This is a genomic window from Erythrobacter sp. QSSC1-22B (assembly GCF_001678665.1).
Classification (GTDB): Bacteria; Pseudomonadota; Alphaproteobacteria; order Sphingomonadales; family Sphingomonadaceae; genus Qipengyuania.
Genome location: NZ_LZRP01000002.1, coordinates 343190 through 354766, shown reverse-complemented (window position 1 = coordinate 354766; position 11577 = coordinate 343190). Strand labels below are relative to the sequence as shown.

Here is an 11577-nt window from a genome sequence, read left to right as displayed (position 1 = left end):
GTCTCCTAGACCAGATGCTCCGTGAAGAACTCCGCGGTGCGCTTGTCGGCCAATTGCGCTGCTTCTTCCGTACGACGCTTTCCGAATTCGGTAGCGAAACCGTGATCCAGTCCCTCGTAATCGTGGAGCGTTACCTTCGGGTGGTCGTCGAGCCCCTCGTGCATCGCCTTTTGCGTATCCTTGTCGACGAAACCGTCCTCGGTCGGGATATGCAGCATCAGCGGATGTGCGATAGCGTCTTTTTCGCGCAGCAAGCCGTCGATCCCGACACCGTAATAGCCGACTGTGGCGTTCACATCGGTGCGCGCTGCGGTCATGTAGGCAAGCCTTCCGCCCAGACAGTAGCCGACGCAGCCGACGCTCTTGCCGCCGCTTTCGCTACGCGCCCATTTGATCGCGGCTTCGATATCGCGGATGCCCTCGTCCTGATCGAATTTTCCCATCAGTTCGAGCGCGCGCTGGAACTCGGGTTCGACATCGGGATCGAGTTCGATCCCGGGTTCGAGCCGCCAGAACAGGTCGGGGGCGATGGCGAGATAGCCTTCCTCGGCCAGCCGGTCGCATTTGCGGCGGATCCCGGCATTGACCCCGAAAATCTCCTGGATCACCACGATGGCGGCCTTGGGGTCGCCAGCAGGGCGCGCGACATAGGTGGTGAATTTGTCGTCGCCGGACAGGGTCGAAATCGAAACGGTCTCGCTCATCGTGTGGTCTCCCTCGGGGAATTTCGCGGTGCGCTTGTGTCGCGCGCTTTGCAGACCCAGATAGGCTGCACAAGAACTAACGGAGGAAGCCCGATGAAGGTCCAGATCGAAATCGATTGTACGCCCGAGGAGGCGCGCAGCTTTATGGGGCTGCCCGATGTCGGCAAGGCCAATGCGGTCTATGTCGACATGATGGCCGGCGCCATGAAGGGCGTTTCCGACACCGACAAGCTGCAGGAATACGCGCGTCAGCTGGCTCCGATGGGGCAGGCGGGATTCAAGCTGTTTCAAAGCTTCATGGAAGGGACGAACGCCAACAAGCCTTCGGCCAAGCCGGCTTCGGACGAACCCAAGACATAAGGGCGGGAAGCCGTTTGCCCAGCGATACCATCTTTGCCGTCTCGAGTGGTGCGCCGCCCGCTGCGATCGGGATCGTGCGGGTCAGCGGGGTTTGTGCTGGCGCGGCGGTCGAGACTCTGGCGGGCGGCCTTCCCAAGGCGCGCCAGGCCTCGCTGCGGACCCTGCGGGACTCGACGGGCGATGTGCTCGATCGCGCGCTGGTGCTGTGGTTTCCCGGCCCCGCGACCGCCACCGGCGAGGATTTGGCCGAGTTCCATTGTCACGGGGGAAGGGCGGTGCTTGCGGCGGTAGAGCGCGTGCTTTCGGAGCTCGAAGGCTTGCGCATGGCGGAGCCAGGCGAGTTCACTCGCCGCGCTTTTGCCAATGGACGGATCGATCTGGCCGAGGCCGAGGCGCTGGCGGATCTGGTTTCCGCTGAAACCGAATTGCAGCGCCGGTCGGCACAGGCGGCACTGGGCGGGGCGATCTCGGGGCAGGTCGAGCAATGGCGGGTCGAGATTCTCCGCCTCGGCGCGCAGGTGGAGGCCAGTCTCGACTTTTCCGACGAGGACGATGTCGAGGACTTGCCCCCGGCCTTTTACGAGGATGTGGCGCGGTTGCGGTCCGAAATGGACGACTGGCTCGCACGCCCTGGAGCGGAGCGTCTTCGCGACGGAATCAGAGTGGTGCTCGCTGGCCCACCCAACAGCGGTAAATCGACGCTTTTCAATACTTTGATCCGAGATTCGGCGGCCATCACCTCACCCGAGGCGGGGACGACGCGCGATGTTATCGAGCGACCCGTTGCGTTTGGCGGGGTACCGTTCCTGCTGGTCGATACCGCAGGGCTTCACGAGGCCGGAAGCGACGCAATCGAGGTGATCGGCATGGATCGTGCGCGCGAACAGCTGGAGCGTGCCGATATCGTGCTGTGGCTGGGTCGCGAGAAGGAGGGTCCGGCAGGTGCCTTGGAGATTCAGCCACGGGCCGATGAGGCCAATGCGCCGGTCAAGCAGGCTCCGCGGCATATAGTTTCGGCGGTAACTGGTGCCGGTGTGGCTGCACTGGAGGCGGATCTGATCGAGCGCGCGCGGCAATTGCTCCCCAAACCCGGCGCAGCGGCGCTCGGCGCACAGCAGCGCAGCAGGGTGGGGGAGGCCGCTTCGGCGCTGCAAGCCATCGTTGCAGGTACCGATCTTCTGATCATCGGCGAAAACCTCCGCCAAGCCCGCGTCGCTTTCGACCGGCTGCTCGGACGAACCTCCACCGAGGACATGCTCGACGCGCTCTTCGGACGGTTTTGTATCGGCAAGTGATGTTTCACGTGAAACACGCGCTTTGACCTGAGGCTTCTGCTCGACTAATCCGCACGCCAATGGCGCAGTTCGATATCATCGTGGTTGGCGGCGGGCACGCCGGGGTCGAGGCGGCAGCAGTCGCGGCGCGGATGGGTGCGCGGGTAGCGCTGGTCAATTTCGACCTCGACACCATTGGCGCGATGAGCTGCAATCCGGCGATCGGTGGGATCGGCAAGGGCCATTTGGTGCGGGAAATCGACGCACTCGACGGTTTGATGGCACGCGCTGCGGATGCCGCGGCGATCCACTACCGCATGCTCAACCGCTCGAAGGGGAGCGCAGTCTGGGGCCCTCGGGTCCAGGCCGACCGGAAGCTGTTCCGCGCGGCCGTCCAGCGACTGTTGCCCACGCAGGGCGATCTCGAATTGATTGCAGGCGAAGTCGCAGCGTTGCGGTTCGACGGCGGAAGAGTTGCCGGAATCGATCTCGCCGATGGCAGGGCACTGGCTTCGCAGCGCGTGATCCTGTGCACCGGTACTTTCCTCGGCGGCATCCTCTATCGTGGCGAGGTCCGCGTTGAAGGGGGACGGGTCGGCGAAGCGTCGGCGCAGCGGCTGGCCGAGCAATTGCGCGAAGCCGCGTTGCCGATGGCACGGCTCAAGACCGGCACTCCACCGCGGCTCGATGGCCGATCGATCGACTGGTCGCGGCTCGAAGAGCAACCGTCGGATGGAGAGGAGTGGACGATGTCCGCGCTCACCCCGGATCGCGCCAACCCGCAAATATTCTGTGCCATCACCCGTACCAACGCTCGCAGTCACGAGATCATTGCGGCCAATCTGGACCGATCTCCGCTGTTCTCCGGCGCGATCGGCGCGCAAGGTCCGCGCTATTGCCCCTCGATCGAGGACAAGATCCATCGCTTCGCCGACCGCGACGGCCACCAGGTGTTCCTCGAGCCCGAGGGGCTCGACAGCGCGATGATCTATCCCAACGGCATCAGCACCTCGCTCCCCGAGGACGTTCAGCTGGCGATGCTGCGCAGCATGGAGGGGCTCGAACGGGTCGAGATGGTGGTGCCGGGCTACGCGGTCGAATACGACCATATCGATCCGCGGGCGCTGGGTTCGGACCTGCAGGTGAAGGGGGTACCCGGGCTTTATTGCGCCGGCCAGATCAACGGGACAACCGGCTACGAAGAAGCGGGGGCGCAGGGACTGGTCGCGGGAATGCATGCAGCGGCAGACGCGCTCGGCCGCGAAGCGCCCAGGCTCGACCGCGCCAATTCCTACATGGCAGTAATGGTCGACGATCTGGTGCTCCAGGGAGTCAGCGAACCTTACCGCATGCTCACCTCGCGCGCCGAATACCGACTGCGGCTCCGCGCCGGAAACGCTCCCTCTCGACTGACCCCGCTCGGGCTCGAACTCGGTTGCATCGGCAACGAACGCGCCGAGTGGTTCAGGCGACGCGAGGATGACCGGAAGGACTGGACCGAAGCGTTCGGCAGCAGGCTGGGGCCGAAGGATCTGGCGGGGCAGGGACTAGACATCAAATCCGACGCCGGTTCTCGTACGCTGAGTGAGTGGGTCCAGGGAGGAATCGTCACGCGGCAGGTTTTGCGCGGTTTTACGCCCGGCACCCTCACGTGGAACGAGGATCTCGCGACCGAGATGATCGAGGACGCGCAATACGCACCCTATCTGGCGCGGCAGGAAGGCGAATTGCGCGATCTGCGCGCCAGTGAAGCAATGCGGCTCCCGGCCAATTTCCCTTATGAAAAAGTGCCCGGTCTCTCCAACGAGATGGTCGAGCGCCTGACCTCGGCTACTCCGGCGACGCTCGGGGCTGCATCGCGCGTATCGGGAATTACCCCGGCAGCGCTTGCTGCAGTGCTGGTGCATGCCCGCAAGCTTGTCGGAGCGGATCAGTGATGGGTGAAGCGGAGGCCCGGGCATATGTTGCGGCTAGGTGTGACGAGGCGGCAATGGCGCGCCTGGACGAGTTTACCGCCTCCCTGATTGGGGAGAATGGGGTTCAAAACCTCATCGCCAAACCGACGGAAGCGACTGTTTGGCAAAGACACCTCGCGGATTCTGCACAATTGCTCGATCATGTTCCACGTGAAACAGCGGGGCTCTGGCTCGATCTTGGGGCAGGGGCAGGCTTTCCCGGGATCGTAGTTGCAATCATGCGCCCCGAATGGACCGTGCGCCTCGTCGAGTCCCGCAATCGTCGGATCGAATGGTTGCGGAGCATTACCGCCCAACTCAGGCTGACCAATTGCCAGATCGACGGAGAGCGCCTTGAGCTTCTCGATAGTTTCGAGGCTGCGGTTATCAGTGCGCGTGCCTTTGCCCCAATGCCGAAATTGCTCGACCTGTCGGCGCGCTTCTCCACAAGCGACACAATTTGGTTGTTGCCGAAGGGGCGGTCTGCGGCGCAAGAGGTCGAGAGCCTGCCCAGGCCGCTGCGCGCGATGTTCCACGTGGAACAGTCGGATACCGACGACAGTGCCGGTATTGTGGTAGGGACCGGCAAAGTGGAGCTGAAGCCATGATCACGATCGCGATCGCCAACCAGAAGGGCGGGGTGGGCAAGACCACCACCGCCATCAACATCGCTACCGCGATGGCTGCGACCGGATGGAAGACGCTGTTGATCGATCTCGACCCGCAGGGCAATGCTTCGACCGGTCTCGGGATCGACAACGCGCATCGCGAATACACCAGCTACGACCTTCTGCTCGAAGAAGCCACGCTCGACCAATGCGCGCAGGAAACCGACATCCCGGGTCTCGATATCGTCGCGGCCACGCAGGACCTTTCCGGAGCCGAGATCGAACTTGTCCAAGTGGAGGACCGTACCGCGCGGCTGCGTCGGGCTCTCGAGACCACAGGGAAGGGCGGTTTTTCGTCCTACGATGTCTGCTTCATCGACTGCCCTCCCTCGCTTGGCTTGCTGACGCTCAATGCAATGAGCGCGGCGGACACCATGATGGTCCCGCTGCAGTGTGAATTCTTTGCGCTCGAGGGGCTCAGCCAATTGCTGCAGACAGTCGAGCGTGTGCAACAACGATTCAATCCCGATCTCGGAATCGTCGGCGTGGTTTTGACGATGTTCGACCGCCGCAACCGTCTGACCGACCAGGTCGCCGACGATGTCCGAGACTGCCTTGGCCCGCTTGTGTTCGAATCGGTCATTCCCAGAAATGTCCGCTTATCCGAGGCGCCGAGCCACGGAATGCCGGCTCTGGTTTACGACCACCAATGCGTCGGCAGCCGCGCCTATATCGCGCTGGCGCGCGAGTTGATCGGCCGGTTGCCTGAAAAAAGGAAAGCCGCATGAGCGACGGGTCCGAAGCGACGAACAAAGGCGCGGCGCGCAAGCGCAAGCTGGGCCGTGGGCTCGGCGCGCTGATGGGCGAGGTTCAGCGCGAAGAGCCGCTGGTCCGCCGCGAAACTGCTGGTGGGTCGAACGATGCGCCGCAACAATCGAGTGGAGGATCAGACGATAACGGGCTGAGAAATCTCCCGATTGCCTCGATATCTCCGCTTCCCGGCCAGCCGCGCACGCATTTCGACGATGCCGCGCTTGGCGAGCTGGCCGCCTCCATCGCCGCGCGCGGGGTAATCCAGCCGATCATCGTCCGGCCAAAGGGCGATGGCAGCTATCAACTCGTCGCGGGCGAACGCCGTTGGCGGGCGGCGCAGAAAGCACGACTGCACGATATTCCTGCCATCGTCCGCACGCTCGATGATCGCGAGGTAATGGCGCTGGCGCTGATCGAAAACCTCCAGCGCGAGGATCTCAATCCGGTCGAGGAGGCGCGTGCCTATCACCGGCTCTCCGAGGAGGAGGAGATGACCCAGGCGGACATCGCCGAGATGGTCGACAAATCGCGCAGTCATGTCGCGAATATGCAGCGCCTGCTAGCGCTCCCGGACGAAATCCTCGGGCTGTTGGCGGATAGCGCGCTGTCGATGGGGCACGCCCGGGCCCTGATCGGTCACGACGATGCAGTCGCGCTCGCAAGGCGCGCGGTGAAGGAAAAGCTCTCGGTCCGTGAGGTCGAGAGGCTGGCGCGACACTCCGATGAGCCGAAACCGATCCCGACGAAGGGAACGTCGCGCGTCAGCGGTGGGCCGTCGACCGATGCCGATATCGTCGCGGTGCAGAACCATCTCGAGGAGTTCCTCGGGATGCCGGTGCGGATCACATCGGAAAGCGACACCTCCAAGGGGGCCGTATCGATCCGTTATCGCAGCCTAGACCAGCTCGACCTGCTGTGCCAGCGCCTGACCGGTGGCGAAATCTAGCGGTTTCAAGGGTTTAGATTCGGAACCTGCCATAAAGTCGCGCGGCGCAACCTGACGCCGAGGCAATTCGAGCCTCGACAAGCACCGACCGCCTGGCGGAACTACCGCGGCGGGGCGACGTCCTCGCGATAAACCGCCTGCTGCGCCACCGCGACCGATACGGGGACCAGCATATATTACTGGCCGGGCACGGTGGTCGTGGGTGCGGGGTTGTTGCTGGCGCGGTTCATGTAATCGTCGAGATAGACGCGGCATTCTTCATAACCGCGGCGTCGGCGGCGCGCATCATTGCGGTCGTCGATGGCATCGCCCACCGCGAGTCCCGCAAGTGCACCGGTTCCGGCGCCGATCAGCGTGCCGCCCAACCTGTCGCCGCGTCCGGCAACGCGATTGCCGATCAACCCGCCCGCGGCCGCGCCGAGCAATCCGCCCAGCACCTGGCCGCGGTCGCTGTCTTCATAGGTGGAGAGGCGCGCGCTGCATTCATCGAGCCAGGCATTGCGATCGAAGGCAACCAGCTGGCCGCCACCCGGGAGATAGCCAGACTGCGGAGCCGCCGGGGGATAGGCTGTGGCATAGCCATATTGCTGCGGGGCGGGCGCATAGCCGTAGCCATTGGCGGGTATCGAGCGCGAGGCGACGACATAACCGAGCTGGCTCTGCGGCGACTGCGAATAGATCAGCGGAGCGTAGGCGGGCTGCGCATAGGTCTCGCCTGCGGGGCGGGAAGGACGATCTGCGGCGCGGCCGCTCGAGCCTGCGGGGCGCGAGAAGGGATCACACGCTGCGCGCCAATCCGCGGCTCCTCCGGTTGATAGGCGCCCTCCCGGAAAATCACTCTGGGAGCATCGACCGACTGGTTCGCTACTTCATCCTGAGCCGTAGCCGGGGCAGCGATCGGGTAGAGATAATCGCCATCCTCGTAATAGATCTGCTGCGCTGCCACAGGCGATGCGGCCAACGCCGCTAACCCCAATGCTGCCGTGCCGGCGAGGAAACGAGCTGCCATGGAGAATACCTTTCGCGAATCCGGATGGATGGTTGATGAAAGGTTTATCACTTCCGCGGTTCTCCCGCAAAAGCCCTGACGCGACGCTGTCCCGCGACGGAGCGGTTTGCCCTGTCGGATCCGATCAGATCCGGCCGGAGAGCATCGCCGCTAGCGCTTCGATTCCGGACTGGTCCTCGGCGTCGAACCGCGCCAGATCGGGGCTGTCGAGATCGATCACCGCAACCACCGCACCATCGCTCATAACCGGGACGACCAGTTCGGACCGTGTGTCACCGTCGCAGGCGATATGTCCGGGGAAAGCATAGACATCCTGGACCAGTTGGGTCGCAGCGCTTCTGGCCGCAGCGCCGCAGACACCTTGACCCAGGGGGATCCGGATGCAGGCAGGTCGTCCGACGAACGGCCCCAGCACCAGTTCGCCTTCGACCATGCGGTAAAAGCCGGTCCAGTTCACCTGTGGGAGGAATTCCCACAACAACGCCGCGACATTGGCCATATTGGCTACGCCGTCGCGCTCACCGGCAGTCAGCGCCTCTGCGGCCTGAAGCAAGTCGTGATAGAGTTCGGGCTTGGCGGTTTCCGCAGCGGGTTTGAAATCATACATAGGGCTCGCTATTTAGGGCGCGATCCCATTGCCGCAAGCCGCGCGCTGCCATAGAACCTTGCAGCATGACCATCGGCAAGAAAATCCTCATCGCGATCCTCGTCCTGATCCTGTTGCTGTTCGTCGCAGCGGCCTTCCTGCTACGCGGCGATCGCGCCGACCTGTCGGTGGCGGCGGTTGCCGGCACCGACCCTACGCTGCAGGAGCCAGATGCCGAGGGTTTCCCGACGGTGCAGATCGCGGAACCGGTGGGCTGGGCTGCGGATGAAGTGCCGCAGGCGGCCGAAGGGCTGGCGGTCACGCGGTTCGCCGACGGGCTCGACCACCCGCGCACCATTCACACGCTACCCAATGGCGACGTTCTTGTAGCGTTGACGGGCAAGCCGGGCACCAAGCCCGAGGATGCCAATCCCGGGATCCTCGACAGCATCGAGAGTTTCATAGCAGGCCTGCTGATGGGTCAGGCCGGTGCCGGGGGCGATCCTGCCAATGAGATTGCCCTGCTGCGCGACACGGACGGCGATGGACGGGCAGAGGTTCGCGAGACGCTGCTGGACGGGCTCGATTCGCCATCGGGAATGGCCTGGCGCGACGGTACGCTCTACGTCGCCAATCACGACGCGGTGCTGGCCTACTCCTATGAACTCGGAGCGGCCCAGGTTTCGGGCGAGGCTCGCAAGCTCATGGATCTGTCGCCCGGCGGTGGCCACTGGATGCGCAATCTCGAACTTCATCCCCAAGAGGACCTGCTCTATGTGGCGGTCGGTTCGGTCTCGAACATCGGCGATCAGGGAATGGAGGCCGAAGAAGGCCGCGCGCTGATCTGGGAGTACAATCTCGCAACCGGGACCCGGCGCGTGTTCGGCGCCGGCCTGCGCAATCCCAACGGGCTGGATTTCAGTCCGTGGTCAGGCGAATTGTGGACCACCGTGAACGAGCGCGACATGCTCGGTTCCGATCTGGTACCCGATTATCTCACCAATGTGCCGGTGGGTGCGCAATACGGCTGGCCCTGGGTCTATTGGAAGAACAATTTCGACCGCCGCGTCGACGCGCCGATGCCCGCATACCTCAGCGAATATGCGCGCCGACCCGAATATGCGCTGGGCCCACATGTCGCGGCGCTCGGCTTCGTGTTCAGCGCTGAAGGATCGCGCATGGGCGAGCGCTTCGGACAGGGTGCCTTCATTGCGCAGCATGGCTCGTGGAACCGCAAACCAGCCTCCGGCTATGATGTCGTCTATGTCGCCTTCGACGAGCGCGGCAATCCGCAAGGACTGCCCGTCCCGGTGTTGAGCGGCTTTCTCCAGGACGATGGAACCACGCGCGGGCGACCGACCTGGGCCGAATGGGCAGGCGACGGCTCATTGCTGGTGAGCGACGACACCGCCGGGATCATCTGGCGTGTCATCGCTCCAGGCGCGGAGCCGGCGCCGGCGATCGATCGGTTGAATGCGGGCAGCCTCCCGCCGCAGCGCGAACTGACCGGCGGCTCGCGCGGCACCTTCCGCGAAGAATACGCGCGTCGGCAAGCCGCCGAGTAGGTTTCAGCCGAGCAGTGCCTCGGTGCTGACCGCGTAGAGCGATTCGGCACCGGCGATTGCACTGGATTTGAGCCCGCTCGCCTCGGGGACTATCCGGTCGAGGAAGAAGCGCACGGTACCGGGCTTGGTCGCGGCGAGCGATGGCGCCGCGCCACCTTCCACTGCGGCAACTTGCCTGGTCAACTGCCAGCCGGCGACGGTTACCGCCATCATGGTGCAGAACGCGACGCTGCCTGCGAGGCGGTCGTCGAGGCTGGCCTCTTCGCGCATCCAGCGCGCAACCGCGGCGCACTCGCCTGCCAGTGCGAACAGCGCGGGCTCATCGGCGCTGTCGCGGGCGATCTCCTCGAGCAGTCCGATCAACGCCTGGCCGTCTTCCAGCCCGAGTTTGCGGGTGACGAGATCGGCGGCCTGGATCCCGTTGGTGCCTTCGTAAATCGGAGCAATCCGCGCGTCGCGCCAGTGCTGCGCCGCGCCGGTTTCCTCGACAAAGCCCATCCCGCCGTGGATCTGGATGCCGAGGCTCGCAGCCTCGACCCCGACATCGGTGCCCCACGCCTTGAGCAGCGGCACCAGAACTTCGGCGCGCGCCGCAGCATCGGCCTGTCCGAGCGTGCCGCGATCGACCTGTCCGGCGGTATAATAGAGCAACGCGCGGACCGCCTCGGTCAGCGCTTTCATCCGCAACAGCATGCGGCGGACATCGGGATGCTCGAGGATCGCCACCGGGGTGCGATCGGGCGAACCCGCGCGTGCCGACTGGATGCGATCAGCAGCGTAATCCTGCGCCTGCTGCGTCGCGCGTTCGGCGATCTGGACCCCTTGCGTACCGACATTGATGCGCGCGTTGTTCATCATCGTGAACATCGCCATCAACCCGCGGTTCTCTGCGCCCACCAGTTCGCCGATGCAGTCGTCATCGTCGCCATAGCTCATCACGCAGGTCGGTGAGGCGTTGATCCCCAGCTTGTGCTCGAGGCTGACGCAGCGCAAATCGTTGCGCGCGCCCGGCGTGCCGTCGTCCGCGACATGATATTTGGGCACCACGAACAACGAGATGCCGCGGCTGCCCTCGGGCGCATCGGGCAGGCGCGCGAGGACGAGGTGGATGATATTCCTGGCGAGCTCGTGATCGCCCCAGGTGATGTAGATCTTCTGGCCCTTGATGCGGTATTTGCCCGCATGCTCGCCCTCGGTGATCGGCGTGGCGCTGGTCCGCAGCGCGCCGAGATCCGATCCTGCCTGCGGCTCGGTCAGGTTCATCGTCCCCGACCATTCGCCGCTCACCAGCAGCGGGAGGTATTTCGCCTGCAGCGACTCGCTGCCGTGATGCTCGAGCGCTTCGATCGCGCCAACGCTCAGCATCGGCAGCAGGTTGAAGGCCATGTTGGCGGTGCCGAGGTTTTCCAGCACATTGCAGGCGAGCGTGAAGGGCAGGCCATGACCGCCGAAATCGACCGGGCTGGCGATCGAATTCCAGCCCTGTTCGACATAATGCTCATAGGCGGCGGCGAAGCCTTCGGGCAGGCGGACAACGCCGTTCTCGAGCTTCGCGCCCTCCAGATCGCCGATCCGGTTGAGCGGCGCCCATTCTCCCGCGGCGAACTGGCCGACCCCCTCGACGATGGCTTCGACCATGTCAGGCTCGGCGGCGGCGAAGCGTTCGCTGCTCGCGAGTTCCTCGATTCCGGCGTTGACGCTTATGGCAAGGAGTTGGTCGGCGGTGGCAGGCGAATAGGTCACTTTTGGCGATGTCC

Annotated in this window: 12 protein-coding genes; 7 read left to right on the top strand and 5 right to left on the bottom strand. The window is 64.3% G+C overall.

The genetic code is table 11. The annotated features are described in order from the left end of the window. Nucleotides 1-5 precede the first annotated feature (5 nt). Nucleotides 6-704, bottom strand: a complete 699-nt coding sequence (locus A9995_RS05510; RefSeq protein ID WP_067610129.1) for a dienelactone hydrolase family protein — start codon at nt 702-704, stop codon at nt 6-8. 93 nt (nt 705-797) lie between these two features. Between A9995_RS05510 and A9995_RS05505 the strand changes: the two genes are divergently transcribed. From A9995_RS05505 to A9995_RS05480, 6 genes are read left to right on the top strand one after another with little or no spacing between them, the layout of a single operon-like run. Further along, complete coding sequence (locus A9995_RS05505) at nt 798-1064, top strand: DUF6489 family protein (protein WP_067610128.1); 267 nt, start codon at nt 798-800, stop codon at nt 1062-1064. A gap of 14 nt (nt 1065-1078) precedes the next feature. Beyond that, nucleotides 1079-2359 (top strand): tRNA uridine-5-carboxymethylaminomethyl(34) synthesis GTPase MnmE, encoded by a 1281-nt coding sequence (gene mnmE, locus A9995_RS05500; RefSeq protein WP_067610124.1) that lies wholly within the window; start codon nt 1079-1081, stop codon nt 2357-2359. Nucleotides 2360-2418: 59 nt separating this feature from the next. Continuing rightward, a complete protein-coding gene (gene mnmG / locus A9995_RS05495) occupies nt 2419-4275 on the top strand; it encodes a tRNA uridine-5-carboxymethylaminomethyl(34) synthesis enzyme MnmG (protein ID WP_067610121.1) in 1857 nt (618 codons plus the stop codon). A gap of 53 nt (nt 4276-4328) precedes the next feature. Then, nucleotides 4329-4901: a 16S rRNA (guanine(527)-N(7))-methyltransferase RsmG gene (rsmG, locus tag A9995_RS05490; protein WP_233998096.1), complete on the top strand. Its 573-nt coding sequence runs from the start codon at nt 4329-4331 to the stop codon at nt 4899-4901. Next, nucleotides 4898-5689 carry a ParA family protein gene (locus A9995_RS05485; RefSeq protein WP_067610117.1) on the top strand — a complete coding sequence of 264 codons (792 nt, stop codon included), beginning with the start codon at nt 4898-4900 and terminating at the stop codon, nt 5687-5689. The genes rsmG and A9995_RS05485 overlap by 4 nt, the downstream gene beginning before the upstream one ends. Continuing rightward, nucleotides 5686-6660, top strand: a complete 975-nt coding sequence (locus tag A9995_RS05480) for a ParB/RepB/Spo0J family partition protein (protein WP_067610115.1) — start codon at nt 5686-5688, stop codon at nt 6658-6660. The genes A9995_RS05485 and A9995_RS05480 overlap by 4 nt, the downstream gene beginning before the upstream one ends. 176 nt (nt 6661-6836) lie before the next feature. Here the strand turns inward: A9995_RS05480 and A9995_RS17325 are convergent, their stop codons facing one another. The 3 genes from A9995_RS17325 to A9995_RS05465 form a co-directional block, all read right to left on the bottom strand. Then, nucleotides 6837-7097, bottom strand: coding sequence for a glycine zipper domain-containing protein (locus A9995_RS17325; RefSeq protein ID WP_067610113.1), 261 nt, complete (start codon nt 7095-7097; stop codon nt 6837-6839). Nucleotides 7098-7339: 242 nt separating this feature from the next. After that, nucleotides 7340-7669 carry a hypothetical protein gene (locus A9995_RS05470; protein ID WP_067610111.1) on the bottom strand — a complete coding sequence of 110 codons (330 nt, stop codon included), beginning with the start codon at nt 7667-7669 and terminating at the stop codon, nt 7340-7342. Nucleotides 7670-7793: 124 nt separating this feature from the next. After that, nucleotides 7794-8276, bottom strand: a complete 483-nt coding sequence (locus tag A9995_RS05465; protein ID WP_067610109.1) for a GAF domain-containing protein — start codon at nt 8274-8276, stop codon at nt 7794-7796. Nucleotides 8277-8341: 65 nt separating this feature from the next. Between A9995_RS05465 and A9995_RS05460 the strand changes: the two genes are divergently transcribed. Then, nucleotides 8342-9820, top strand: a complete 1479-nt coding sequence (locus A9995_RS05460; RefSeq protein ID WP_067610107.1) for a sorbosone dehydrogenase family protein — start codon at nt 8342-8344, stop codon at nt 9818-9820. A gap of 3 nt (nt 9821-9823) precedes the next feature. Here the strand turns inward: A9995_RS05460 and A9995_RS05455 are convergent, their stop codons facing one another. Beyond that, nucleotides 9824-11563 carry an acyl-CoA dehydrogenase gene (locus A9995_RS05455; protein ID WP_067610105.1) on the bottom strand — a complete coding sequence of 580 codons (1740 nt, stop codon included), beginning with the start codon at nt 11561-11563 and terminating at the stop codon, nt 9824-9826. Nucleotides 11564-11577: the final 14 nt, after the last annotated feature.

Coding starts and splice junctions, on each gene's coding strand:
- A9995_RS05510 (WP_067610129.1), bottom strand. CDS start 704: ATGAGCGAGACCGTTTCGATTTCGACCCTGTCCGGCGACGACAAATTC.
- A9995_RS05505 (WP_067610128.1), top strand. CDS start 798: ATGAAGGTCCAGATCGAAATCGATTGTACGCCCGAGGAGGCGCGCAGC.
- mnmG (WP_067610121.1), top strand. CDS start 2,419: ATGGCGCAGTTCGATATCATCGTGGTTGGCGGCGGGCACGCCGGGGTC.
- rsmG (WP_233998096.1), top strand. CDS start 4,329: ATGGCGCGCCTGGACGAGTTTACCGCCTCCCTGATTGGGGAGAATGGG.
- A9995_RS05485 (WP_067610117.1), top strand. CDS start 4,898: ATGATCACGATCGCGATCGCCAACCAGAAGGGCGGGGTGGGCAAGACC.
- A9995_RS05480 (WP_067610115.1), top strand. CDS start 5,686: ATGAGCGACGGGTCCGAAGCGACGAACAAAGGCGCGGCGCGCAAGCGC.
- A9995_RS05470 (WP_067610111.1), bottom strand. CDS start 7,669: ATGGCAGCTCGTTTCCTCGCCGGCACGGCAGCATTGGGGTTAGCGGCG.
- A9995_RS05465 (WP_067610109.1), bottom strand. CDS start 8,276: ATGTATGATTTCAAACCCGCTGCGGAAACCGCCAAGCCCGAACTCTAT.
- A9995_RS05460 (WP_067610107.1), top strand. CDS start 8,342: ATGACCATCGGCAAGAAAATCCTCATCGCGATCCTCGTCCTGATCCTG.